At 61.9% G+C, this 25,695-nt stretch carries 22 protein-coding genes; 9 read left to right on the forward strand and 13 right to left on the reverse strand.

The window, feature by feature from the left end; all coding sequences use genetic code 11:
* Positions 1 to 384: 384 nt before the first annotated feature.
* Positions 385 to 849 carry a flavodoxin domain-containing protein gene (locus tag BLT92_RS10515; RefSeq protein WP_092105463.1) on the forward strand — a complete coding sequence of 155 codons (465 nt, stop codon included), beginning with the start codon at positions 385 to 387 and terminating at the stop codon, positions 847 to 849.
* Between the two features lie 284 nt (positions 850 to 1,133).
* Here BLT92_RS10515 and BLT92_RS10520 read toward each other — a convergent pair whose 3' ends face one another.
* The 7 genes from BLT92_RS10520 to BLT92_RS10550 all read right to left on the reverse strand — a co-directional run bounded on the left by BLT92_RS10520 (position 1,134) and on the right by BLT92_RS10550 (position 8,622).
* Entirely contained in the window at positions 1,134 to 2,435 is a 1,302-nt protein-coding gene (locus BLT92_RS10520) for an MFS transporter (protein ID WP_172802585.1), read from the reverse strand.
* Positions 2,436 to 2,663: 228 nt separating this feature from the next.
* Positions 2,664 to 3,566, reverse strand: a complete 903-nt coding sequence (locus tag BLT92_RS10525) for an SDR family oxidoreductase (protein ID WP_092105465.1) — start codon at positions 3,564 to 3,566, stop codon at positions 2,664 to 2,666.
* 48 nt (positions 3,567 to 3,614) lie between these two features.
* Complete coding sequence (locus tag BLT92_RS10530) at positions 3,615 to 4,757, reverse strand: acyl-CoA dehydrogenase family protein (RefSeq protein WP_172802586.1); 1,143 nt, start codon at positions 4,755 to 4,757, stop codon at positions 3,615 to 3,617.
* 27 nt (positions 4,758 to 4,784) lie between these two features.
* Positions 4,785 to 5,585, reverse strand: a complete 801-nt coding sequence (locus tag BLT92_RS10535; RefSeq protein WP_092105467.1) for an enoyl-CoA hydratase-related protein — start codon at positions 5,583 to 5,585, stop codon at positions 4,785 to 4,787.
* A gap of 48 nt (positions 5,586 to 5,633) precedes the next feature.
* Complete coding sequence (locus BLT92_RS10540; RefSeq protein WP_092105469.1) at positions 5,634 to 7,652, reverse strand: acetoacetate--CoA ligase; 2,019 nt, start codon at positions 7,650 to 7,652, stop codon at positions 5,634 to 5,636.
* On the reverse strand, positions 7,652 to 8,083 hold the full coding sequence (locus tag BLT92_RS10545; RefSeq protein WP_092105471.1) for a MaoC family dehydratase: 432 nt from the start codon (positions 8,081 to 8,083) through the stop codon (positions 7,652 to 7,654). Before BLT92_RS10545 ends, BLT92_RS10540 begins: the two co-directional genes overlap by 1 nt.
* A gap of 8 nt (positions 8,084 to 8,091) precedes the next feature.
* Entirely contained in the window at positions 8,092 to 8,622 is a 531-nt protein-coding gene (locus BLT92_RS10550; RefSeq protein ID WP_092105473.1) for an FAS1-like dehydratase domain-containing protein, read from the reverse strand.
* 125 nt (positions 8,623 to 8,747) lie between these two features.
* Between BLT92_RS10550 and BLT92_RS10555 the strand changes: the two genes are divergently transcribed.
* Complete coding sequence (locus tag BLT92_RS10555; RefSeq protein ID WP_092105475.1) at positions 8,748 to 9,980, forward strand: acyl-CoA dehydrogenase family protein; 1,233 nt, start codon at positions 8,748 to 8,750, stop codon at positions 9,978 to 9,980.
* Between the two features lie 31 nt (positions 9,981 to 10,011).
* Positions 10,012 to 11,097, forward strand: a complete 1,086-nt coding sequence (locus tag BLT92_RS10560) for an acyl-CoA dehydrogenase family protein (RefSeq protein WP_092105477.1) — start codon at positions 10,012 to 10,014, stop codon at positions 11,095 to 11,097.
* A gap of 35 nt (positions 11,098 to 11,132) precedes the next feature.
* Here BLT92_RS10560 and BLT92_RS10565 read toward each other — a convergent pair whose 3' ends face one another.
* Together BLT92_RS10565 and BLT92_RS10570 are read right to left on the reverse strand one after the other, a co-directional pair.
* Positions 11,133 to 12,329 (reverse strand): CaiB/BaiF CoA transferase family protein, encoded by a 1,197-nt coding sequence (locus tag BLT92_RS10565; RefSeq protein WP_092105479.1) that lies wholly within the window; start codon positions 12,327 to 12,329, stop codon positions 11,133 to 11,135.
* Positions 12,326 to 13,984, reverse strand: coding sequence for a class I adenylate-forming enzyme family protein (locus BLT92_RS10570; RefSeq protein ID WP_092105481.1), 1,659 nt, complete (start codon positions 13,982 to 13,984; stop codon positions 12,326 to 12,328). Before BLT92_RS10570 ends, BLT92_RS10565 begins: the two co-directional genes overlap by 4 nt.
* Positions 13,985 to 14,109: 125 nt before the next feature.
* Between BLT92_RS10570 and BLT92_RS10575 the strand changes: the two genes are divergently transcribed.
* Positions 14,110 to 14,904, forward strand: coding sequence for a hotdog domain-containing protein (locus tag BLT92_RS10575; RefSeq protein ID WP_092105483.1), 795 nt, complete (start codon positions 14,110 to 14,112; stop codon positions 14,902 to 14,904).
* A gap of 152 nt (positions 14,905 to 15,056) precedes the next feature.
* Positions 15,057 to 16,724, forward strand: coding sequence for an AMP-binding protein (locus tag BLT92_RS10580; protein ID WP_092109125.1), 1,668 nt, complete (start codon positions 15,057 to 15,059; stop codon positions 16,722 to 16,724).
* A 191-nt stretch (positions 16,725 to 16,915) separates the two neighbouring features.
* Here BLT92_RS10580 and BLT92_RS10585 read toward each other — a convergent pair whose 3' ends face one another.
* Genes BLT92_RS10585 through BLT92_RS10595 form a run of 3 tightly spaced genes read right to left on the reverse strand, consistent with a single transcriptional unit; the run spans position 16,916 to position 20,422 of the window.
* Positions 16,916 to 18,553, reverse strand: coding sequence for an AMP-binding protein (locus BLT92_RS10585; RefSeq protein ID WP_197679599.1), 1,638 nt, complete (start codon positions 18,551 to 18,553; stop codon positions 16,916 to 16,918).
* A 43-nt stretch (positions 18,554 to 18,596) separates the two neighbouring features.
* Positions 18,597 to 19,388 carry an enoyl-CoA hydratase/isomerase family protein gene (locus BLT92_RS10590; protein ID WP_197679600.1) on the reverse strand — a complete coding sequence of 264 codons (792 nt, stop codon included), beginning with the start codon at positions 19,386 to 19,388 and terminating at the stop codon, positions 18,597 to 18,599.
* 41 nt (positions 19,389 to 19,429) lie between these two features.
* On the reverse strand, positions 19,430 to 20,422 hold the full coding sequence (locus BLT92_RS10595; protein WP_092105487.1) for a quinone oxidoreductase family protein: 993 nt from the start codon (positions 20,420 to 20,422) through the stop codon (positions 19,430 to 19,432).
* Positions 20,423 to 20,555: 133 nt separating this feature from the next.
* Here BLT92_RS10595 and BLT92_RS10600 point away from each other — a divergent pair, with 133 nt between their 5' ends.
* Positions 20,556 to 21,428 (forward strand): SDR family oxidoreductase, encoded by an 873-nt coding sequence (locus BLT92_RS10600; RefSeq protein ID WP_092105489.1) that lies wholly within the window; start codon positions 20,556 to 20,558, stop codon positions 21,426 to 21,428.
* Positions 21,429 to 21,485: 57 nt separating this feature from the next.
* On the opposite strand, the gene BLT92_RS10605 is transcribed toward BLT92_RS10600, so the two are convergent.
* On the reverse strand, positions 21,486 to 22,268 hold the full coding sequence (locus BLT92_RS10605) for a FadR/GntR family transcriptional regulator (RefSeq protein WP_092105491.1): 783 nt from the start codon (positions 22,266 to 22,268) through the stop codon (positions 21,486 to 21,488).
* Positions 22,269 to 22,492: 224 nt separating this feature from the next.
* Here BLT92_RS10605 and BLT92_RS10610 point away from each other — a divergent pair, with 224 nt between their 5' ends.
* From BLT92_RS10610 to BLT92_RS10620, 3 genes are read left to right on the forward strand one after another with little or no spacing between them, the layout of a single operon-like run.
* Positions 22,493 to 23,659 (forward strand): acyl-CoA dehydrogenase family protein, encoded by a 1,167-nt coding sequence (locus tag BLT92_RS10610; RefSeq protein ID WP_092105493.1) that lies wholly within the window; start codon positions 22,493 to 22,495, stop codon positions 23,657 to 23,659.
* Position 23,660: 1 nt separating this feature from the next.
* Positions 23,661 to 24,434 (forward strand): SDR family NAD(P)-dependent oxidoreductase, encoded by a 774-nt coding sequence (locus tag BLT92_RS10615; RefSeq protein ID WP_092105495.1) that lies wholly within the window; start codon positions 23,661 to 23,663, stop codon positions 24,432 to 24,434.
* Between the two features lies 1 nt (position 24,435).
* Positions 24,436 to 25,635, forward strand: a complete 1,200-nt coding sequence (locus BLT92_RS10620) for a thiolase family protein (protein ID WP_092105497.1) — start codon at positions 24,436 to 24,438, stop codon at positions 25,633 to 25,635.
* Positions 25,636 to 25,695: the final 60 nt, after the last annotated feature.

Below are 25,695 nucleotides of genomic sequence, written 5' to 3' on the forward strand. Positions count from 1 at the left end.
ACGCTGCAGAGGAATGCCAGGTTCGGGGAGGGGGTGTTGCGGGGCGGTTCAAACAGCAATCCTAACCGCCCATGTATGTTTTTCGGCTTCGAACATTGCACCCAACTGCTCGCAGTTTGTCTTTCGCGATGCGTAGTGCGCCCTCCTCATCGTGGTCAGCGATGGGATAGAGCGCGGGCCCTAAGGCCGCCTCGCGAGCATTGCGCGTGTCGTTCGTGGCATCGGTCTGAGCACTTTGGCGGGGCTCCGAGGGGGCCGCGACGGCTTCCTGCTGCGAGTATTCTCCGTTCCAGTCGAGATGCGTTGGCGCTCATCATACTGAGACCGGACGCCACCCCGGTCCGAGATGGCCGGTCATGGTTCACTGATGGGTTAAGGAGAGACATGAAGATCAACATCATCTTCGGAACGGAATCCGGAGAGAGCGAGTTCGTCGCGGACGACATCGCGGAAGCACTGTCCAAACGATTCGATGTTTCCGTGGAGAACATGAAGGATGTCGACGTCGATGCCATCGATTTCCACGCGTTCTATCTCGTCGTGTGTTCGACCTACGGCGAAGGAGACATGCCCAGCAGCGCAGAACCGTTCCATAGGGCGCTGTCGGCGGGCCGTCCGGACCTGAGCATGCTGCAGTACGCGATGTTCGGGCGAGGTGATTCGACGTATGCGGAGACGTACAGTCAGGGCAGCGAGCACGTCGACAGGCTACTGACCGAACTGGGGGCCACGCGAGTGGGGGAGTACGGACGTGAGGACGCCGGCGATTGGGACACGCCCGAGGACATCGCGGTGCAGTGGGCGGAGGTCGTCGTCAAAGTGCGCGAGGGCGAGGACGCAGTGTCGTGAGGAGCGCTATTTACTGGCTGCTCGAGCTTGCTGTGCTTCGGCGAACATGCATTCAATCCTGACACAGCGATCGGAGACGACGTGCCTGACAGCATCATGAAGTCCTCACCCAGGCGAATCGAAGAACGTTATTGATAGATCGCCGAAGCGATCACCCTGCGGAGCACCAAAACGACGAGGAGAGTCCGCCCGTTGATCCTCGTTGGTCGACTTTCAGAGAGCATTCGATATCCAGACCCTCCGCTGGGACGCGATTCTGTCCTCACGAGGATTGATGTATCGGGTTAGTTGTGTGGAACCGAATCTGGTTCCGATTCAATGCCCTCCGGTTTGCTTGATGACGGCTTGAGCACCTTGTGATCCAAAGCGTAGCGATACGGTCCCATGAACAGCAGGCAGACGATTGCGGCGATCACCAGGCCGATGATGGGCAGTACCGCCGTCTGATAGCTGCCAGCGGCCTGGAAAATCTGTCCCAAGAGGAATATGCCGAACGCGGATCCTTGCGCGTACAGGAAGTAGATGAATCCGAGAACGCGGCCGTAGGAGTGCTGAGGGAAGTAGCGGGTGCACATGTAGGCCAGCACATCGCCTTCCGCGCCCAGCCCGAGCCCCACGAGTGCTGCACCCACGATGATCACTCCAGGACTGCTTGAGGAGATCAGCAGGTACACGCCGAGGCCGCAGAGGGCAAAGATGCTTGCTGCCACGATCGGGGCGTAGATCCGATCCAGCAGGAATCCGGTCACCACTCGTGCGCCCACTGATGAGAGGCTGAGAATGGAGAGCGCCGTGACGGCCGCCGCTTGGGCTACTCCCTTATCGGTGGTCATTGGAACGACTGCGGACATGAGTCCGAACGTTGCCGATGACACCAGGAAGATCGAGAAGGAGAGCAACCAGAACTGGCGGTACTTCTTCGCGATGGTCCATAGTGATTCTCCGGCGGTGGTCCCCTGGGCGCGGGCAGCCAGACGTTTGGCATCATGTGTTTCGGGCATCCGGGTGACGAACGCATACACGCCAGCTGGAATGACGGTGCACAGGGCTCCGACGATGAGAAAAGTCAATCGCCAGTTTCCCCATGACAGGACCCAGTTAGCAAGGTAGGGCATGAGAACGCCGCAGGCACCTAATCCGGCCATGAGGATGCCGAGAGCAAGGCCGCGATGGTCTTTGAACCACGCACTGACGACGGTCGAATGCGCCACCGGATTGACAGCACCGGCACCCGCTCCGATCAGCACACACAGCAGGTAGAACAGGACTTTGCTCGGAGGCAGGGCCGCCATCGCCATGAGGCCGATTCCGAAGACCAGAGCCATGGGTACCGAAGGCAGTCGAGGTCCGAACCGATCGATGAGGAAGCCCAGCGCCACAATGCTGATGCCGACGAACACGGTCTCGATCGACAGGCCATTGCTGATGGTGCTGCGGTCCCAACCGAATTCCGCGCTCATAGGCTCACCGACAATGTTGAAGAGCACATTCACTGAGGTGGTGCCGAACAGCAGGGTGAGGAAGCCGGTGACGACGAACCACCAACGGTTGAGTCCAGGTTGTGTCGTAGAGTCGATGGGTGTCATGGGCATCTCCTGTCGGTGAAGGGGCATCGTTGTCCCTTCCGTCATCGGACACGTGGGAAAGTACCACGCGCGTGATCCCATTAAATCATAATGGACTGACCATTATGAATATCTATTGACTGATAATTTATGTGCACTTGTCATTGTCGACACTTGCGCGGAAGCCGCAGACGGCAGAGCCCGGTGTCGCCATTGCGGTCGTCCCGGGCTCTGCTGGTGAGGTTGCGTTTATACGCTGCGTTGTGTTTTCGACGCCGCAGTTGCCGCCTTGGACTTCTCGCGGGCCTCCGCCCAGTCGTCATCGGTCATGGATGTCAGTCCTGCGAAGGTGCCGGGGCCGGCGAGCATCTGTCCGCCGTCCATTGCGATCGTCTGTCCGGTGAGGTAGTCACAACCGTCGGACATGAGAAAAATCGTAAGATTGGCAAGTTCCTCCATGGTGCCGGGCCGTCCCGCCGGTATGGAGTCGGACTGAGTTGCGCCGGCCGATGAGTTGTCTGTCGGATTGAGCATTTCCCAGGCGTAGTCCGTGGGAATCGGGCCGGGTGCGATTGCATTGAGGCGGATTCCGTGTTTCGCCCATTCGACAGCCAAGGACATCGTCATGGCATGCACAGCGGATTTCCCCATTGCCGAAGGGACGACGTAGGCGGAGCCGGTCCAGACCCATGTGGTCAGGGTTGACAGCACTGAGCCGGGCAACTCCTCGGCGATCCACCGTTTGCCCACGGCATGAGTCGTGTGGAACGACCCTTTCATCACAGTGGACGAGACAGCGTCGAAGCCGTTGGGGCTGAGATCTTTCGTCTGCGCGATGAAGTTGGCCGCGGCATTGTTGATGACGCCGGTCAGCGGCCCGTGGTTCTCCCAGATCTGATCGACTGCGGATTCGACGGCGGCATAGTCCTTCACGTCGACGGCTTGGAAGTGGACCTGTCCGGGCGCATTCTGAGCTGCGTGATCTCGGGCTTCCTCGAGCACTGTCTCTCGCCGCCCCCAGAGGTGGACGTGCGCGCCGTGTTCGGCGAGGTGTTTGGCAACGCCGCGCCCCAGTCCGGTGCCCCCTCCGGTGATCAGGATCCGCTTACCGGCGAGTGCATCGCCCCGGAACGGGGAGGTGTGGTGTGACATGTGGTCTCCTTGTTCGGCTGGTGGTGTGTTTCTCGGAGGTGTCCCTATCTACGGCCTGCCCAGGAGGTTCTTTGCGATGATGTCGCGCTGGACCTCGTTGGCACCGCCGTAGATCGGAGGTGCGATGGCGGTGCGCAGCTGGCCCTCCATGCCGTATTCCCGTGTGTAGCCATTGCCGCCCATCATCTGGACGCCTTCCAGAGCGGCCTGTTTGGCGATCTCCGTGCACTTGAGCTTCGCCATCGACGATTGCGGCCCCAGCGAGTCCTCTTCGCCGCGGTCGACGGCCTGTGCGATGTCGTAGACGAAGCTGCGGGCGAAGGAGATCTCGGTATGCAGGTCAGCCAGTCGGTGACGCAGGGCTTGGAACGTCGCCAGAGGTTTGTTGAACGCCTTGCGCTCACTCACGTAGGCGACAGTGTCATCGAGCGAACGCTGGGCAGCACCGAGGCTCATTGCCGCGATGATCAGTCGTTCCACGCTCAGTCCGCGCATGAGCTGCTTCCAACCCTGGCCTGCTTCGCCGACGACCGCGGACGCGGGAACGCGGGCATCGGTGAAGAAGATCTCGTTGACGGTGCGGGGCTCCATCAGCTCGATTCCTCGGATCTCGACGCCCGGCGTGGAGGTCGGCACCATGAGCAGTGTCAGGCCCTCGTGCTTCTTCTCCGTGGTCTCCTCGCGTACCAGAACCAAAAGGTTCTCGGCAAGATGAGCTGCGGTGCACCAGGTTTTCTGACCGTTGATGATGTACTCGTCGCCGCTGAGTTCTGCCTTGCATGTCACAGCGCCCAGATCGGACCCGGTCCCCGGCTCCGACAGGGAGATGGCTTCCAAGCGTCCGTTCGCCAGGTTTGTGCACACCGTGGTCCGCTGCTCGTCATTGCCCCATTTGAGGTAGGTCTGAGCTGCGGTGAGCCCGGTGCTGTACGCGTTGATCGGGGCCAGCCCTCGCGAGGACTCCTCCAGGAAGAGGGTCTCGTCGAAGAATGTGCCTCCCAGTCCGCCGTATTCTTCGGGTAGGGAAATGCCCAGCCAGCCGCGCTCGCCCATGTCGTGAGTGGTTTTGGTCGATGTCGATTCCGTACCGCCTTCGGTGAGGGCGTCGCGTTGGGTCACCGTGGCCGTATTCGCATCGCAATAGGTGCGAACGGACTCGATGAGTGCTGATTGCTCTTCCGTGATCGTCACGACCGTCTGCTCCTGCTCGCTGGAATCTTATGCCTGGTGTGCGCGGAAATCCGGCTGACGCTTCTCGTTGAAGGCATTGATGCCCTCCTGTGCCTCGGCGGTTTCCGAGAACATGTTCAGGGTGGTGTATGCCATGTTGCCGATCGACACGAACTGCTCGGTGTCGGTGTTGAACGACTGTTTGAGAACTTTGAGGGCGGTCGGTGAATACGAGTTCATCGTCTTGGCCCAGTCACGGACTTCGTCCTTGAGCTCGGCTGCCGGCACCACCTTATTGACGAGCCCCCAGTCCATGGCTTCTTCGGCGCTCAGTCTCCGCAGCATGAACCAGATCTCCCTGGCTCGCTTCTCGCCGATGACTCGCGCCAGATAGCCCGATCCCAGGCCGGCGTCGAAGCTTCCGACTCGCGGTCCGTTCTGACCGAAGGTTGCGGTGTCGGCGGCGATGGACAGGTCGGCGAGGACGTGCAGCACGTGACCGCCGCCGATGGCGATGCCGTTGACAGCGGCAATCACCGGTTTCGGGACGTCTCGCATGACGCGGTGGAGAGCCTCGACTTCGAACAGCCCGGACTCGGACGGCCCGTAGTCCCCGGTCTCCATGCGCTGCTTCTGATCGCCGCCTGAGCAGAAGGCCTTCTCGCCGGCGCCTGTCAGGGCGATGGTGCCGACGTTCTTGTCGCCCCACGCGGTTTTGAACGCCAAGACGAGTTCGTCCACAGTCTGTGCCCGGAAGGCGTTGTAGCGGTCGGGCCGGTTGATCGTGATCCAGGCCAGACCGTCCTCGACCTCATAGGTGACGTCGGTGAAATTCTCGACAGATGACATGTGAACTCCTTCGCACAGAATGATTATTTGGTCATACCAATAGTATATTTACTTTTTGCTGTTTCGGAAGTCTTGCGCAAACGCGACGAACCAATCGATGGTATTCGCATCCTCCGCGCTGGTCCGGTTGACCTTCGCGGGATCACCGCCCTGGAGCAGGGTCTTGATGGGCACCTCCATGAGTTTGCCGGTGCGAGTGCGGGGCAGGGCGCTCACCTCGATGATCTCGTCAGGGGTGTACCTGGGGGAGACTTCGCTGCGAATCGCGGTGACGATCGCCTGTTTCAGGGCGTCGTCGACGTGGTTGCCTTTGGACGGCACGACGAACAGCGGCATGTAGTAGTCACCGTTGTCGAGTTCCGCGCCGATGACCATCGACCCGGTGACCCCGCTGACGAGGTCCACGACCCGAGTGATGTCGGAGGATCCCATGCGGATGCCGCCGCGGTTGATCGTGGAATCGGAGCGGCCGTGGATGACGAAGCTGCCGTCGGAGTGTTCCGTGACCCAGTCCCCATGCCTCCAGATTCCGGGAAAGTGGTCGAAGTAGGCCTCGTGGTACTTCGTGCCGTCCGCATCTCCCCAGAAGAAGAGGGGCATGGAGGGCATAGGTTTGGTGACCACGAATTCGCCGACTTCGCCGAGGATTCGGGTCCCATTCTCATCCCAGGCCTCCGAGGCGACTCCCAGGTACGACCCCATGAGCAGTCCACGGCGGACGGATTGGAGAGGGTTGGATCCGATGAACGCGGTGGCGACATCTGTTCCCCCCGAGTCCGAGCCTACCCGGATGTCGGACGAGACTTCCCGGTAGATCCAATCCCAGGTCTCATCCGGTAACGGCGAACCGGTGACGAACAGACCGACGAGGCGGCTGAGGTCGAGATGGGCGCTCGGGTTGACTCCGGCTCGTTCGATCATCGTCAGCACTGCTGCGCCTGTGCCGAAGAATGTGGCTTCGTGCTCGGCTACGATTTCGAAGTGTTTGTCCGCGGCGCCGAATGTCGGTGCTCCGTCGTAGGTGATCATGGACGAGCCCGCCATCATCGTATTGACGACCAGGTTCCAGACCACCCATGTGGTGGACACCGCAAAATACGAGCGGGAGTGTTCGTTTAGGTCGTAGTGCAGATGATTGGCCTTGAGTGCCTCGAGGACTATGCCGCCATGGCCGTGCACGATGCCCTTGGGCTTGCCGGTCGTGCCGGAGGAGTACAGGATCCACAGCGGGTGGTCGAACGCCACCTGCTCATAGCGGGGCTCGACCGTCGCGTCCTGGGTTACCTGGCTGAAGCGTGCGATCTCGTCCGGCAGCTTGACGTCGGCCGACCGCCGCACGTCCTCGGGCAGCTGGTCGACGAGGATGACGTGTTCGACGCTCGGAAGAGCACTGCGCAGATCGGGAATGGTGGAGATTCGTTCGTGGACCTTGCCATTGAACTCGTACCCGTCGACGGTGAAGAGGACCTTCGGCTCGATCTGGGCGAATCTGTCGGTGACGCCCGCGACGCCGAAATCTGTGTTGACGACGGACCAGATGGCCCCCACCGAGGCTGTTGCCAGCAACGCTGCAACCGTCTCCGGGAGGTGTGGTAGGACGGCCGCGACTCTGTCGCCGGGGCCCACACCGATCTCCCGCAGATAGGCGGAGAGCGCGGCCGTCCTGGCTTCGAGCTGTCCCCATGTCCACGTCGTGTCCGGGGCGGATTCGTGCGTGCCGATCAGAGCGACGTCATTCGGGCGGGAGCGTGCACTGCGCAGCAGATTCTGCGCGTAGTTGAGCCGAGCACCCGTGAACCAGGTGGCATCGGGCATCGTCTCTGAGTCCAGGATGGAGGTCGGTTCCGCACTGGCTTCCACAGCGAAGTACTCCCAAATGGCCGCCCAGAAGCCAGGGAGATCGTCGACCGACCAGTTCTGGAGTTCGCGGTAACCGGCGGTGCGAACACCGCTCTTGTTGAGCCACTGTTGGAAGGCGTACATCTGCGATGACTCAACGGTACCGACATTGGGAGACCAGAGAGTGGGATGAGCGGCCGCCTGCTCTGCTTCGAAGCGCTGTGACATCAGTCCTCCAGAAGGTGGTCGGCGTCGGAACCTTCGCCGCCGGCGAGAGTGGCGCGCTCGGCTGAGAACGTCGTTCGGCCGGTGACGACCGTGGTGTCTCCCACGGTGGTGCGAATGGATGCGGACAATGTGCCGTCGGGACCGTCGACGTCGAGCTCGGCCGTGAAGTTGATGACGTCGCCGATGTTGACTGGGGCCTTGAAATCGACATCGAGGCTTCGCAGATTCTCCACTCCGATCTGGTCGGTCAGCCACGCACTCAGCAGTGCGACGGTGAACTGGCCCATGGCGATCGGCGCCTCGAAGTCTGCCTGCCTGGCGGCGGCAGGGTCGTGATGCAGCGGGTTGAAGTCCCCGCCGGCACCGGCAAACCGGACGATGTCGGTCTGAGTGACGGGCCCGAATCGGCCGCCCTTGATCTGTGAGGTCATGAGCCCGTTCAGCCCCTTTCGATGAGTGTTTCACGCCCAGTGACGGCAATCGTGCCGTCCGGGAGCGCGTAGTCGGTCTTCAAGGTGACGAGGCGCAGGCTCCGACCCGACCGGGATGTTTTCGCTTCGTCCGAGACCAAGGTGCGGGACCCGGTGAGCTCATCACCGGCTACCAGCGGGCGGTGATAGTCCCACCCGGTACCGCCGACAACCACCCGTGTGATGTCGAGTCCGAGCGTTGTGAGCATTTCCGCCTGACTGCGATAGTGGCCCGACGCAACCACGTGTGTGGCAGTCGCGGCCACGTCCGGCAATCCGCGTTCTGCGGCTTCGCGCTGTGAGGTGTGGATGGCATCACCTGCGTGTGAGGCTCGGGCGAACTCTCGGATCTTTCCGCGCTCGACCGCGAATCTCACCTCGTCGATCACCATGCCCGGTACGAGCTTCGGGGGGCCGGTGCGAATGTTTTCGCGAGGCTCCGGTGATGTTCCGGTGCCGGGTTCGCTCCCATGCCCTGTGTCCGTTTTGCTCTGAGACATCCGCGCTCCTTCGTGTGATTGCGCTCCATCGTGCACCAGCAGATGGCCTCAATACTCTCATTCATTAATGGTCAGACCTATAGTATAGTTTGTTTGTGTAAACGCACAAGGCGAAGGAGCTGACAGTGGAATTCTCTGAATCACCGGAGGTCGCTGACTTCCGCACAGAGGTGCGGGCGTGGATGGCAGAGAACCTGCCGAAACTGTCCTGGCCTGAACCCCCGGAGCTCGAAGCCAAGCTCCCGTTCTGGCGCACCTACCAAAGAATGCTGTTCGAAGCGGGATATGCCGGACTGTCCTGGAGTCCGGAATTCGGAGGACAGGGCATCGACGAGCGCCGAGCCTCGGTATTCACCGAAGAGGCACAGAGCGCGGGTGCACCGGAGCGCCTCAACACGATCGGCGAGGACTTCGCAGGACCGACCATCGCCCACTTCGGGACGCAGGAACAGAAGGACGCTCACCTGCGCAGAATCCTGGCGGGTGAGGACATCTGGTGCCAGCTCTTCTCCGAGCCGGAATCGGGCTCCGACCTGGCATCTTTGCGTACGAAGGCGGTCAAGGTCGACGGGGGGTATCGCATTACCGGTCAGAAGATCTGGACATCACGTGCCCAGCTGGCGTCGTTCGCGATTCTGCTCGCTCGCACCGGTGGCGGAGAACGGCACAAGGGCATCACCTACTTCCTCCTGCCGATGGATGCGGAGGGGGTGACAGTCCGCCCGCTGGCCCACATGTTGGGCGAGGCGGAGTTCAATGAGGTGTTCCTTGACGAGGTGTTCCTCCCCGATTCTGCTGTGGTCGGAGACGTGGACGGCGGTTGGAAGGTCGCGATGGGAACCTTGGGATTCGAGCGAGTGGCCATAGCCACGGGCCGAGTCAATACAGGCCAGGAAATCGAAACGTTGATGAGTCAGATTCGAGAGGCGCGCGGGCCCGACAGCGCGGCACTCGCTTCGGATCCGAGGGTGAGAAGCGCCGTGGCCGATCTCTATGGTCGAGTGGTTGTCCACGGTGCCATCAGCCAGCGCGTGATCACCGGAGCCGCGGATGGTCAGCCGCCGGGTGAGGTCACCTCGATCGGCAAACTGTACTTCTGCCCGCTCGTCGACGATATGACGGACTTCGCGCTGTCGCTTCAATCGCTGGACGGACAGTACGATCTCGACGATGAATTCGCAGGAATCGAAGAGCCGGATCACGACGCGTTCGGTGGTGATCCGGCGACGACCGATACGCCGAGCCGGCATTGGCTGCGCCTGGCGAATCAGGGACGCGGAACCGCAATCGCGGGAGGCTCCACATTCATCCAACGCAATATCGTGTCCGAACGCATCTTGGGGATGCCCAGAAAATAGAACAGCTCGTTCACAGGAAGGTGGGATCACCATGGAGTGGTCGTTTTCAGAAGACCAGGACGATTACGCGGAAGCGCTCGGCGATTGGCTCGATGACAAGGCGGACGTGGAATCCGTGCGTTCGTGGTTCGAATCCAGAGACGTGGGTGGATTCGAGGGCGAGCTCGCTGAGGCCTGGGGTGGAGTCGGAATATCCGAAACAGCAGGGGGACAGGGCGGAGGGATTGTCGAGCTCGCCCTGACGGCAGAGGCTCTGGGGCGCCACGCGGCGCCGTCCGGCCGCTGGTTGGCCACGGCTCTGGCTGTCCCTGCACTCTCGGGGAATGAGCAAGTGGCCGGCGAATTTCTCCTCAGCAGCGGACTTGCGCTGGCCGTGGACTCCAGTCATCGACCGGCGGCGACGGTCGGTGCCCCTGAAGCGCAGTCGCCGAGTGTGGACGCAGACGGACGAGTCACCGGAACGGTGCCCCGGGTGCTGGCCGGCGGTTCGGCGACTCATCTCGTCGTCCCAGCGGTGAAGGACGGCACGCTCGTTCTGCGTCTGGTCGAGGTCGAAGGCAGCGCGGTCACTGTCCGTCCCCGCAAACTGCTCGACCGCAGCCGAGAAGTGGCCGACATCGCCTTCCGCGAAGCGCCCTCCGCGGAGCTGGCGGTCGATGCCGACGCCGTGATCCAAAGGGCCGACGAGCTTGCGGCAGTGCTCGTGTCGGCGGATGCTCTGGGCTCCACAGAGCGAATGTTGGAAATGTCGGTGGAATACTCCCTCATACGTCATCAGTTCGGTGTGCCCATCGGCTCCTTTCAGGCTGTGAAGCACGCTGCGGCTTCGATGAAGGTCGATGTTGAAGCGGCACGCTCAGTCATCTACTATGCGGCGGCTGCCGTGGAGTCAGGGCAGAGTAAGTCGCTTCTCTACTCCGCGACGACCAAAGCGCAGGTGGGGGCCGGGGCTGCCCGAGCTGCGGACTCCGCTCTGACGATCCATGGTGCCATCGGCTACACCTGGGAACACGATCTGCATCTTTTCTACAAACGTGCACGTCTGGACGCGGTGCTGCTCGGCGGCGCAGACGAATGGAATCGCACCCTCGCCGATGCTCTGGAGTTGGATGGCTGACGGTAAGGACGACTGAACTTGCGGCATGCCGCCGATCAGCCGGACGAGTCGACGACGGCTCCCGATTCGATCAGTTCATCGATCGTGTCCTGGGCGATGCCCCACGCCGAAAGCGCCGCGCGGGTGTGTTCTCCGGGAGAAGGAGGAGGGCACGGCGTTGATGCTGGAGTGCGACTGAACCGCGGGGCAGGATTCGGCTGAGTGATTCCCTCCTGCGTGCTGAATGAGTTGCGAGCAATGGCTTGCGCGCTGGCGGCGGCCTCGACCGGTTCCAGTACGGGTTGCAGGCAGGCGTCTCTGCCTGCCGCTTCGTGCACCCAATGGTCCTGATCGTGCTCGGCGAATCGATCGGCAAAGATCCTCTTGGCCGCGGGCCAGGCCGCCTCGTCGTACTGATCTCCAGGAAGCTCATCCTCAGACAGCTTCAGCACGTGAAGCAGCTCAGCATAGAATTCCGGCTCCATGGCACCCACCGCGATCCACTTGTCGTCCGCGGTTCGGTAGCAGTCGTAGAACGGGGCGCCGCTGTCGACAAGGTTGGTGCCGCGTTCGGCAGTCCAATTATCGGTCTGAGTGAATCCGTAGAAGGCCGTCCCCAGCAGTGCGCTTCCCTCCAGCATCGATGCATCCACGACCTGCCCTTCGGCGGATCTGTCTCGTTCCCAGAGTGCAGCGAGAATGCCGAACGCCAGCAGCATGCCCCCTCCGCCGAAATCTCCCAGCAGGCTCAGTGGAGGAGTCGGCGGCTGACCGTGCCGTCCGATGAGTGAGAGCACTCCCGACGCGGCGATGTAGTTGATGTCGTGGCCGACCTCTTGGCTCATGGGCCCTGTCTGCCCCCAGCCGGTCATACGCCCGTAGATGAGGGCGGGATTCAGCGACATGCAGTCGACTGGACCGATACCGAGCCGTTCGCACACGCCTGGTCGGAACCCCTCGATGAGTACATCGGCCTGTTCTGCCAGCTTCAGGATGACCGATGCGCCCGCGGGATGCTTGAGGTCAACGGCCACGGAGCGTCGTCCTCGGTGCATGACCTCTTTGCGGAAGTCGTAGTTGGGGCCAGCCAATCGTGCTCCATTGGTTCGGTCCACCCGAATGACATCGGCTCCCATATCTGCCAGCAGCATCGCAGCGAAGGGGCCGGGGCCGAACCCGCCGATCTCGACGACTCGCAGACCAGTCAGCGGACCTATGCGAGCTTCGTCCCGACGTCCCTCGTGTGCGCTCATGACAGCTCCTCTGCCAGTTCCTCCCGCAGGCGGAACTTCATCAGCTTTCCTCCGACGGTCGTGGGCATCTCCGCACGGAAGACCACCCGTTTCGGGGTCTCGTGGCCGCCGAGATCCCTGCGGGCGAAGTCAATGATCTCCTGGGCGGTCGCACTGCCGCCTTCACGTAGGACGATCACTGCCGTAACGGCCTCGCCCCAGTGGGCGTCGGGCAGAGCGATCACTGCTGCACGGGCGACGGCGGGGTGTTCTGCGAGAACTCCCTCCACTCTGATGCTGGAGACGTTCTCGCCGCCGGACTTGATGATGTCCTTGTACCTGTCCACCATCACCTGACTGCCGTCAGGATTGTAGGTGCACGAATCGCCGGAATGGAACCACCCGTCGCGCAGCGCCTCTCTTGTGGCTGCCTCATCGTGATAGTAGCCGGCGGAGATGGCGGGTGAACGATAGACGGCTTCGCCGGGCACTCCGCTCTGGCCCTTGAGCGAGGCGCCGTTCGCATCGTGGATGTCGGCTGCGAGTATCGGGGTGGGGCGTCCGACGTGATTTGTCCCGTGGATCGATTCCGCGAACTTCTCCGGCTCCCGCCCTGGCCAGAAGCGGAAGCACGACATTGATTCGGTCTGGCCGAACACTTCGAGCATCTCCACGTCGTCGCCGCAGGCCTCGCGCAGACGACTGGCCATCTTGGGTCGCATCGCACCCCACGAGAACATGGCGACGCGCACGGAACTCATGTCCAGCTGCTCTGAGTCTGCCAGTGCTGCTTCGACGACTTCGTCGACCCAGGACGGTGATCCCAGCCATGCAGACGTGGCTCTGGTTCTGGTGATCCCCTCCGCGATGGCTCTGCTGTCCGGTCGTCGGCCGAGAACCAAGGTGCCGCCGGATACGAATGCGGCGAACGGTACGGAATTGTGCCCGCAGTGGAAGATGATGGGCAGATGCGTGATCGTCACCAGCTCATCCTCGTAGCCCAGGCCGCGCGTGACAGACATGCCGTACGAATACGCGGAGAAATACGAATAGACGTGTGAGTTCATCGAGGCTTTCGGCATGGCGGTGGTCCCCGAGGTGAAGACCAGCGACCAAATATCGTCACCGTGAATGTCCACCTCCGGTTCGACTGGCGAAGCATCTCGCACCCATTCTTCGAACGACGTCTGCGCGGATATGGATCCACCGATCTCGATGACACAGCCGATTTGGACTCCGCCGGCATCGAGCACGGGCGCGGCGCGGTCTGCGAATTCCGCATCGATGACGGCCGTGGCAGGTTCGGTCAGTTCGACCACCCAGTTCAGGACCGAATCCGCCAGCATGGGGTTGACAGGCACTGCCACCAGGCCGGCCTTTGCGATCCCGACCATGGTGACCAGAGCTTCGACCGAATTGGAGCAGTAGAGCAGCACGCGATCTCCGCGACGTGCACCGTCGACCAGCAGTGCATTGGCTACGCGGTTGCCCAATTCGTCCGCCTGTGCATAGCTGAGTGTGGAGAACTGCGGAGCGGAGTAGGCATCCGGTTGTCCGATGATCGCGGGGTGGTCAGGCCGGGCCCAGGTGTTCCTCTCGAACAGATCACCCACCGACACTCTGTTCCACCGTTGGCCGGCACGCCGACCCACCAGATTCTCGACGTCGATGTCCATTGATCAATGCCCCTCAGATCTCGTCCAATGTATTCAGAAGAATGGTACTACCATATACATAGTGAATCATATAAGATGTGACTAGTCGTCACAGTCGACGTCACCCCGGGCGAGAGGAACAGTGGATGCGAGCAGTGCTGAATACCGGCTCCGGCCCCGTCGAGGAGCACTATGCCGTTGGCGCGGTGGACGTTACCGATGGAGGCGCGCGGGCCGAAGCGACAATGGGGCCATGGTCCAGGCTTCGCGACGGTCAGTTCGCCCCCGGGGTTTTGGGGCCTTTGGTCGATATGGCATGGTCACATGCAGTTCTCGGTCATCGACCCGACGGTCAATGGGGCGTGTCCACGGAGATCAGCATCGACTTCGTCGCAGATCCGAGCCCAGCCGGAAGGTTGACAGCCACCGGAGAGATGATGTCGGTCGACTCGGCAGGCGGCGTTGCGCGCGGTGAGGTTCGCGACGACACCGGTGAGCTGATAGCGCTGGGTACGCTGTGGTCGACTTTCATCGACGTCTCTCCGCCGTCGACCACAGCAGGGGATGAGACCGCCGCGTCGGACGAGCACGAGGTGACCGGGCAGCGCCCGAACTGTTTCGAAGAACTCGTAGCGCTTCGCGGGGTCGGGGACGACCTGAAGTTGGCACAGAGCCCGCGGATGACGAATCCGTTGGGAGTGGGGCATGGCGGAGCGCTGTTCGCCGCCGCGTCACTGGCAGCGATGAACGCGCTGGGATCCACCGCTGCCCGACTCGAATCACTGCGCGGTGTGTACGTGAGGCAGGCAGTCGGTGACGTGAAATTCAACTCCGAGGTGCTGCACGCGGGCCGCAGGTTCGCAACAGTCCAGGTCACCGCGACCGGCGCGGACGGTCGCCCCGCCGTGCATTTCACTGCGGCGATGCGGGTGACTCAGTAGGGCAGGAGAGCTCAGAGGTACAGGAGGTATCCGCAGTTCACGACAACTCAGCAGTGCAGGACACAGAAGACGTGATCGCCGGATAGGGCGGTCGCTGACAATCCACGCAACGACGACGACGTCGTTGCACGTGAAGATAGGTGATGATCGTCATGGCCGAATACGAGCCGACACTGAAGGACCGATTTACGACCGAGCAGATCGAGCAGTACTACGCGACCGGGAACTGGGTGGAAGACACCTTCAGCGACACCATTCGCAAACAGGCACAGCAGCGGGCGGACAAGGTGTACTGCCTGGACTCAACCCACTCTCTGACTTTCGCCGAATTGTATGAGCAGGTTCAGCGCCTTGCTGTGGGGCTGAAGCGGCTCGGCGTGCAGCGCGGTGATCGCATCGTGGCACAGGTGCCCAATATTGTGGAGTTCCCGGTGATCGCTGGTGCGGCAGCACGCATCGGTGCCGTGATCGTGCCAGTCATGCCGATCTATCGCGGCAACGACGTCGAATATGTACTCAACAACTCCGGAGCGAAGGTGGCCTTCTTCGCCGACGAATTCAACAAGTTCTCATTCCGTGAGATGTATCAGGAGCTGCTCGGCGAAGTCGATTCGCTCGAGCATCTGGTCGTGCTCCGAGCCGTCACCGAGGTTGACGGCTCCACGGTACGCAGCTTCGGCTCGTTGCTGGCCGGAGGGGATCTGGCGAGCCTGGAGACCGAAGCCGGCCCCGATACTCACCCGGACGACCCTTATGAGATCGTCTACACCTCGGGTACGACCTCGCGTCCCAAGGGGTGCTATCACACCTTGAATACTGTTCGGTCTGGGGCAGTACAGCTGACCGAAGTCCTGCAGTACACGGAAGACGACAAGCAGTTCGGCCCATCGCCCATCACCCACACCACAGGGATTGTGACGAGCGTCTTCCTGCCGCTGCTGAATGGTGCCACGTCCTACTTCATGGAGAAGTGGGACCCGGCGGAAGGCGTTCGAATTGTGCAGGAACAGGGTCTGACCTGCGCCGTCACGGCCACGGCTTTCCTCCAAGGCCTCATGCACGTCTATGATCCGGACACCGCCAACGTAGACTCGCTGCGAGTCTGGGTCTCGGCCGGCGCCCCGATCCCAGGCTCCCTGGTTCGTGATGCAGAAAAGCTCATTCCGAAGTGCAGTGTGCAGGCCCTGTACGGCAGATCGGAGAATAACGTCACGACCGTCGTGCCGTTGGGCGAACCGGCAGAGAAGTCCACCAACTCCGATGGCGGAGCCGTCCCGCCGGCTGACGTCCAGGTAGTGGGTGCAGACGGTCATGAGGTTGAGCGTGGTGTCGAAGGGGATATTGCCTATAAGGGCCCCTCGCACATGCTCGGCTACTGGCACAACGAACCGGAGACCGAAGCGCTCTTCACTCCGGAGGGCTATTCGCGGTCCGGGGACCTGGGCTTCATGAATGAAGAAGGATACGTGCGAGTCACCGGGCGGTCCAAGGACATCATCATTCGCGGCGGAATGAACATCTCCGCGCGTGAGGTCGAGGACTATCTCATTGAATCGCCCGACGTGGCCAACGTCGCCGTGGTTGCCATGCCCGATGCCAGCCTCGGCGAGAAGTGCTGTGCCTACGTCGTGCCCTCGGCCGAGGGGATGGTCGTCGATCTCCAAACGATCACCGACTATCTGCGCGATCGCGGCGTGACCACGCAGAAGCTTCCGGAACACATAGAAGTCGTCGCAGAGCTGCCGACAACGGCAACAGGCAAGATTCAGAAGCACATTCTGCGGGCCGAAATCGCCGCGAAGCTGCAGGTCGGTGCCTGAGTGCTGCGCTGCCGGTCGGAATGCTGACCGGCAGCACACACAGCTGTCTCGGGCTGGACCGCCGAAGACTTCAGAGTAGTCCATGGAAGCGCCTGCACGGCGGTTCGAGCATGCTTGTGGGCCCTGTCCGAGCATGTTTGTGGGGCCACGGCGCAATGCCGTGGCCCCACAAACATGTCGTAACCGCTGGACTACACAGATGCTCCGGACACTCGATGGCGAATATCGTCGCGCAGCAGATTCTTCTGAATCTTGCCTGTTGCCGTCGTGGGCATCTCGCTGACGATCTCGAGCCGTTCCGGCACCTTTTGAATGGCAAGGCCACGCTCGAGGAGAAAGCCCCGAATCTCCTCCAGTCTCGGCACATCGTGGTCCGACGCCGGCACGATGTAACAGCATGCTCGCTCCCCGAGGAGCTCGTCAGGCATCGAGACCACCGCCACCTGGTCGACGGCCCCATGTGACGCCAGCTCGTCCTCGACCTGCCGGACCGAGATGTTGAGACCGCCACGGACGACGATGTCCTTCAGACGGCCGGTCACCCGCAGGAATCCGGACTCGTCCATGATTCCGAGATCGCCGGACTTCGAATAGCCAACGGCGGTGAACATTTCGGCGGTCTCCTCCGGCATGCCGAGGTAGGTCAGCAGCGACATGGATCCACGGTAGGCGATCTCACCCTCCCTGCCGGGTTCGAGTACTGTGTCGTCGAGTCCCAGCACGACAACCTCCTGGCCGCGCAGCGCTCGCCCGTCCGAGGTCAGCGAACGGGACGGATCGTCGTCGATCGCGCACATCGTCGTCGTCATGTTCTCGGTGCGCCCATACTGGCTCAGCACCCTCAGATCGGGCATCGCGTCCTGTGCACGCTGCACCAGCGCGGCCGGGATCGGGGCGCCGGCAAGTGTCCAGTAGCGCATGCTCGTCAGATCATGCTGTTGGGGATCGTAGGAGTTGAGCAGGGCCTGCAGGAAGGTGGAGGCATTGATCGTTCCGGTGCAGCGGAAGCGTTCGATCCTCTTGATGCCTTCGGCCGGGTCCCACTTCGCCATGATCACACTCGTGGCACCGTGGATGAGCGGCATGAGGAACGAACTCATGATGCCGGTCGTATGGGTCACGGGGCTGGGTCCGAACTGAACGTCATCGGCCGTATAGTGATACGCCTCCCCCTGAACGATTGCCGGGGTGCGAGCAGTATTCAGTGTGTGGAGACAGCCCTTGGCCTTCGACGTGGTGCCGGAGGAGAAGATGATGGCGAAAGGGTCGTCGGCCCTGGCCTCTGCAGGCAGCTCGTCCGCGGTCAAGGACGAGAGCTGGTCGATCGTGCGTGTGGCGTAGCCGCTCTGCTCCGCGCGCACAGTGATGATCTCCTTGAGCAGCGGCGCGTCCTTGCTTAGGCGGTCGTACATCTCGTCGAAGTCGAAGCCGCGATAGTCACCCGTGGTGAAGACTGCGCTGACCTGAGCCGTGGCGAGTATGTGGGCGACTTCTTTGTCGCGGTAAATGGGCTGAATCGGCACCGCAATGGCTCCCACTCGGCTGATGGCGGTGACGATCGGTGCGAATTCGACCCAGTTCGGAATCTGCACGGCGACTCTGCTGCCAGCCGTGATGCCGATAGCACTCAGCCCAGCGGCTATACCCTGGGCCTGGTCCCATGTCTGTGCGAATGTCAGCTGTGTTGAGTCGTCGATCATGAATGGTTTGTCGGGGCGCAGCTCGACCTGTTTCTCGAGTTCCTCCCACAGTGTCTCCTCCTTCCAAAGTCGCTGCGAATAGAACCGTTCGATCTGTTCGGCCGTGTATCGGTCGTGAATAGTGGCCATCGACATTGTGTCTCCTTGATCTGTGGGCGGCTCGGCAGTCATCTCAGCGCTCACCCCATTGCGGTTCGCGCTTCTCGAAGAGCGCGTGGACTCCCTCTTTGACGTCCTCGGTGGCAAGTGCAAGGCCGAGCTGTGCCTTGAGATGGTCCAGCGCCTCTGGAAGGGTCATGTCACGCGTCGTCGTCAGTGCCTGCTTGCCCATGCGCATGAGCAGCGGCGATCGAGTCGCCAGCCGATCGGCGAGCCGCCCGAGCTCTGCGTCGAACTGTGCCTTTGGGGCAAGCCGGCTGACGATATTCATGTCGTATGCAGACTGGGCCGTGATCAGCTCACCGGTCATCATCAGCTCATTGGCACGCGAGCGGGGAAGACTTCGGTAGATGAGGGCCGAGATCATGAATGGGAACACTCCCACGTTGATCTCCGGGCAGCCGAACTTCACATGGTCGGCTGCCACGATGAAGTCGCAGGCCAGAGCGATGCCGAAGGCACCCGCCAGAACATCGCCCTCGGCGGCGCAGATCGATGGTTTTCCAAGGTGGGCGAGAAGCTCGTAGAGGCGTGGGAAGCGGTCGAGTCCCGCATGCTTCTCGAGGACGGGCCTGTCATCGGCGAAGTCCTTGAGGTTTCCTCCAGAGGAGAACACCTTCGGATCCGCCGAACGCAGAATGACGACGCGCACTGCGGAGTCATCGCGGGCACGCTCCAAGGCTGCGAGGAGGGCGTCGAGCGTCTCATCGCCCAGGGCATTGCGCGTACTCGGGTCGTCCAGCCAGATGGTTGCGAGGGCGCCATCTGTCTCATATCGAATTGGGTCGGAATTGTCTGTCATCATTCACCGCTTTCTTCGGTTGTCGTCCGACATGCGCCGGTGTCTCAGGACTCGATGTCCAATGTGATCTTGCCGAAGCCAACTCCGCTTTCCAGCCGCTCGTGGGCCTCGACCACTTGCTCGAGGCCGTAACTCGAATCGATGATCGGCGCGACTGTGCCCACCTGATCGATCAGCCGGAGCAGGCCGTTCATATCTTTCGGGCTGCCCATCGTGGTTCCGATGATCTCGTGCTGGGCGAAGAAGAAGGGGCGCAGCGGTACTTCGAGTGAGTTGGAGGCGTTGGCGCCGAGCACCACGCACCTTCCACCCGGACGCAGGCATTCGAGTGACTCGGCGACTCGGCCCACTGCATCGAGGACGAGGTCGAATCCTTCCCCTTTGTTCGCCGCCGCCTTGGCCTGTGAAGTCCAGTCCGTGGCCGAATGGTCGAGGGTCGTGGCCGCTCCGATGGAACGTGCGCCCTCGCGCTTCTTTTCATCCGCCGAGGTGGCCGTCACCGTCACTCCTGCCGCCGATGCCAGCTGGATCGCAAAGCTCGCAACCCCACCGGAGGCGCCCAGGACCAGCAGCGATTCCCCCTTGCGGAGGCGTCCGCGAGTGAACAGCGCACGGAAGACCGTGACACCGACCAGGGAGAATGCGCCGGCCTGTGCCCAGGTCATATCGCTTGGCTTGGGAAAGATGCAGTCATCGGGCACCTGCACGAATTGGGCGTACGTCCCATTGCGATGGTCGCCCAGAATCTCGAAAGCGGGTGCCGGTGCTGCTTGGCTCCCGCCCCAGAACATCGAGGGCAGAATGATGACTTCTTCGCCAGTGCGCGCACCCGATGCGACGGTTCCGGCACCATCGGCACCAGGAACGATCGGCAGCGGCGATGAGTAGACGCCGTCCCGCACCAGAGTGTCATGCCAATTGAGTCCGGCCGATTTGAGCCGGACCGTAGTCCAGCCTGGCTTGGGCGTCGGGTCCGGAATCTCCGTGATGTCGAAGACATCTGGCCCTCCGTATGAGCTCAGTATCGCAGCCTGCATAATCCCCCTTTTAGGTCATACCATTTAATTGATACTATAGTTCCATCAAAGTGAAGTAAATGGCTCGGACTGCATCGAGTGCGGAGTACTCGGCTTGGGGCAGGTCTCGGATGCCGTGATCAGAGGGGTAGCAATGGGGAAGTACGCTTCGGCATTTCGTAAGGGACTTTTTTCGGACAGGACGGTCATCGTCACCGGGGGCGGCAGTGGAATCGGCCGCTGCACGGCACACGAACTGGCATCTCTGGGTGCACACATCGCGTTGGTGGGGCGCACGCAGGACAAGCTCGACGCTGTTGCCCTCGAGATCCGGGAGGATGGCGGGTCGGTGGAAACTCATTCTGCGGATATCCGTGATGAGGCCCGGGTGATCGAGGTCGTTGACGGCCTGGTGGCCGCTCACGGCTCAATAGACGGATTGGTCAACAACGCAGGCGGGCAGTATCGGGCTGAGCTCAAGTCGATCAAGACCAAGGGCTTCGAGGCCGTCATGCGTTCGAACGTCGTGGGTGGGTTCAACTTCATGCGCGAAGTGTTCAACCGTTCGATGGAGGACCGCGGAGGCGCGATCGTCAACATCGTGGCGGATATGTGGATGGGGTGGCCCATGTACGGACACTCTGGTGCGGCTCGTTCTGCGATGTGGAATCTCACTCAGACTGCGGCCGCGGAATGGGGATATGCTGGTGTGCGGGTGAATGCTGTGGCGCCGGGGTCGATTGCTTCCTCGGGTCTCGACACCTATGACGCGGCCGACGACTCCTACATGCAGAGAGATCTGCGCGGTGAGATCCCATTGCAGAGGTGGGGCACCGAGGCGGAGATCTCGGCCGCCATCACATATCTTCTCTCGCCGGCTGCTTCCTTCACCTCAGGAACAGTCCTCCGCGTAGACGGAGGAGCTCCGAATGGCTCCCGATCCTGGGTGAAGCCCGAACCTGCGCGCAACAACGAGCCGTTCAATCCCTTCCACCGCGCGGAGGCGCCGAAGATTCTGGGGGACTGAGCGGCCTCTGTAGGGCCCTGGGTTGGGCTGCCCGCTGACGGAGGTCGGCATTCGACGTCATTCGTCGATGTCGACCTCTTTGCGTTCTTCGACTGCCAGGATGGCCTCGGCATAGGAGTGGACGTGACGGGTCATGCGACGCACAGCCGCGTCGTCGTCTCCCTCGCGAATTGCTCTGGTTACGGCATTGTGGGCGCGCACCGTCGTGGTGCGGACCTCTTCGCTGACGAACCCTTCATTGTCAGTGCCATGGTAGATGGCCTTCTGGAGTGCGCGCATGAGACCCGACAGAAGCTCGTTATGGCTGGCATCGGCAACGGCCGTGTGCCAGTCGACGTTGACCTGCAGGAAGTCATCGAGCGACGACTGCGCCGCTTTGGCGATCTTCTCGTTGAGATCATCGAGCGTCGTCAGGTCCTCTTCGGTGCGGTGCCGAGCGGCCAATGCCGCGCACTGTGGTTCAATGGCCTCGCGGGTTTCCAGCAGGTCGGCCATCTTGATCTGCCGACCGCGAATGACGAGGTCGACGGAATCCGACACCGAGCTGCTCCCGGGCTGCTGAATGAACGCGCCGCCGGCGCGTCCGGTGCGAATGCTCACCAGCCCCTGGACCTCAAGGATGCGCAGCGCTTCGCGAACCGTGGTCCGACTCATGCCCGTCTGCGTCACCATGTCGCGCTCCGTGGGCAAGGTGGAGCCCATAGCAAAATCCCCGGAGAGGATTCTCTCGCGCAGGTCCGTGGCGAGGACGTCCGAGGCCTTGGGGACCTGCAGAGGAGACAGGGTGCTGTTGGCAGGCTGGTTGCCGTCGGCCTCCGAGTGAGTCGGTCGTGCGGGCATGGGGACCTCCGTGAGTTCGCTATTTGGTCAACATTATTTGGGCCAAAAGTATGATCTTTTCTTTATTCTATCGTTATTCCGGGAGCGGTCGCCGCAATCGCGCGGTGAATGCTCTCCTGAGACCGGTGTCTCATTGTTTGCACAATGGTCTAACCATTAGTATTCTAGACACAAGAGGTCGGTGTCATACCGACGTGTTGTGAAGACGACGAAGGAGTCAGCGCATGGAGTTCACGCTCTCTGAGGATCAACAGGCCATCAAGTCGGCAGTGGCCGAACTCGCGGCCCGATTCGACTCGCAGTATTGGATGGAGCACGATCAGTCCAAGGAATTTCCGAAGGAGTTCTACGACGCCTTCGCCGACGGCGGTTGGCTGGGTGTCACGATGCCCCCCGAATTCGGGGGACACGGACTCGGCATCACGGAGGCATCGATCCTGCTGCAGGAAGTGGCAGCCAGCGGCGCGGGGATGAACGGTGCGTCAGCGATGCACCTGTCTATCTTCGGCATGCACCCGGTGACCGTCCACGGATCTGATGAGCTGAAGGCCGATACCCTCCCACGGATCGTCGACGGGAATCTGCACGTGTGCTTCGGTGTGACCGAACCCGGCGCGGGCCTCGACACGACTCAGACAAGTACCTTTGCCCGTCGTGACGGATCCGATTACGTCGTCAACGGGCGCAAGGTGTGGATTTCCAAGGCCGCGGAGTCGGAGAAGATCCTCCTGCTGACTCGGACCCAGAAGCCGGACGAGGTCGAGAAGAAGACTGACGGCATGACGCTGTTCCTTACAGATGTCAAAGCCCCAGGTATCGAGATCCGCCCGATCAAGAAGATGGGCCGCAACGCCGTCACCTCCAATGAGATCTACATTGATGATCTGCGTATCCCCGAATCCCACCGGGTGGGAGAAGAGGGCCAGGGCTTCAAGTACCTGCTCGACGGACTCAACCCCGAGCGGATCCTGGTCGCCTCAGAGGCGCTCGGCATCGGGTACGCCGCGCTCAAGGCTGCCGTCGAATACGGCAACGATCGTGTCGTGTTCGACCGGCCGATCGGCAAAAACCAGGGAATCCAGTTCCCCTTGGCTGACTCGTTGGCGCGGCTCGAGGCCGCAGAGCTCATCCTCCGCAAGGCCAGCTGGCTATATGACAACGGCGAACCATGCGGAAAAGAGGCCAACATGGCCAAATATCTCTGCGCCGACGCCGGCTTCGACGCGGCCGACAGAGCACTGCAGACCCACGGCGGCATGGGCTACTCCGAGGAATACCCGGTGGCACGTCTGTTCCGGGAAGCTCGGCTGACTCGAATCGCACCGATCAGCCAGGAGATGATTCTCAACTACCTGGGTTCGCACGTTCTAAAACTTCCGAGGAGCTACTGAGATGTCCGATACCAAGAAGCGTTCACCATTCGATCTCACGGGTCGCGCCGCCCTGGTCACCGGTGCCGGAGCCGGGATCGGTGAGGCGGTAGCGCGTGAGTTCGCCCGAGCCGGCGCCGCTGTGCTGGTCACCGACATCGACGCCGCGGCGGCGAAAGCGGTCGCCGACGACATCACTGCCGGGGGAGGTTCGGCCGATTTCGCTGAACTCGACGTCCGCGACGCCGGTGCTGCCGACGCTGCCGTGGCAAAGGCAGCGGCCCTGAACGACGGAGTGCTCAACGTCGTCGTCAACAACGCCGGAGCCATCAGGCCGGCGATGTTCCACAAGATGGACCCGGCTGATTTCGACTTCGTCCTCAGCGTCCATCTCAGTGGTGCCTTTACCGTGACCCAGGCTGCCCTAGCCGCGTTGGCGACCGATGGCACGGGACGAGTCATCAACGTCACCTCGGCGGCAGGACTGACCGGAACGATCGGACAGGTCAACTACGGTACGGCCAAGGCCGGCATCATCGGCATGACAAAGTCCTTCGCCCGCGAACTCGCCAAGCGCAATATCAACGTCAATGCCCTCGCGCCGCTCGCGGCAACGAACATGACGGAGACGGTGCGCACCGATGAGAAGCTCTCTCAGATGCAACTGGACAAGATCCCGCTCAAACGCTGGGCGGACCCGGCGGAGATCGCGCCGAGCTTCGTCTATCTGGCTGCGGACTCCGGCTCATACACCACGGGGCAGATTCTGCCCGTCGACGGCGGAACGGTGATCTGAGATGGCCAAGACACTCTCCAACCCCTTCATCGACACCGGTCGCGAGGCCCTGCTGGTCGAAGCGCTGCGAACTCCGATCGGGCGATCACACAAGGACAAGGGCTGGTACCGCGATGTCCACCCCAACGTTCTGCTGGGGCGCATCTACTCCGCGCTGCTCGAATCGACGGGACTCGACGCGAACACGGTCGAGGATCTTGTCATCGGATGTACAGCGCCATTCGGTGAGCAATCGCGCAATATCGCCCGCAATGCGTGGCTCCAGGCCGGGTATCCTCCGGAAGTTCCCGCCACAGTGCTGGATCGACGCTGTGGTTCGGCACAGACCGCCGTCGAATTCGCGGCCGCTCTCGTCGCCTCGGGCACACACGACTTGGTGGTCGCCGGCGGCGTCGAGCACATGGGGCACGTGCCCATGAATTCTCCCGGCGAGATCTCGAAGCTCTACGGCGAGCCATGGCCGGCCGAGCTCCGGGCCCTTTATGACTTCGTTCCGCAAGGCGAGAGTGCTGAGCTCATCGCCGACAGGTGGAACCTCGACCGCAGGGCACTCGACGAGTTCGCCGTGCGGTCGCAGCGTCTTGCCGCCGAGGCGATAGCCGAGGGCCGCTTCAACCGTGAACTCATCGAGTGGAAGCTCGACGGGCAGATCCGCACGAACGACCAGACCGTTCGACCCGAAACCACGTCTGAGAGCCTGGCGGCCCTGCGCACCGTCTTCCGCGAAGACGGCAGGATCACCGCAGGCTCATCGTCGCCGATCTGCGACGGAGCCGCCGGAACCGTGGTGGCTTCGCGCGATGCCGTCGACCAGCACGGGCTGACGCCGCGAGCTCGGATTCTTGACCAGACCACTGTGGGCGTCGACCCCATCATCATGCTCACCGGGCCGATTCCGGCGACCCGGAAGCTGCTTGAGCGCAACAATCTCACGATCGATGACATCGATCTCATCGAGATCAATGAGGCATTCAGCTCGGTGGTCCTCGCCTGGGAGAAGGAACTGCAGCCCGATATGGATCGGGTCAACGTCAACGGCGGCGCGATCGCTCTGGGTCACCCAGTCGGCGCGACAGGTTCGCGACTGTTTGCGACGCTGCTCGCAGAGATGGAGCGCAGAGACGTCGAGCTGGGGCTCGTCACCATGTGCTGCGGCGGTGGCCTGGGAACGGCGACGCTTGTGCAGAGGATTCGTGACTGAGCCGCTATCGGCGGTACACGACGTTTGCAGATCAGGTGCAGTGATCCTCGATTACGCGCA

Source organism: Brevibacterium picturae, from assembly GCF_900105045.1.
GTDB lineage: Bacteria > Actinomycetota > Actinomycetes > Actinomycetales > Brevibacteriaceae > Brevibacterium > Brevibacterium picturae.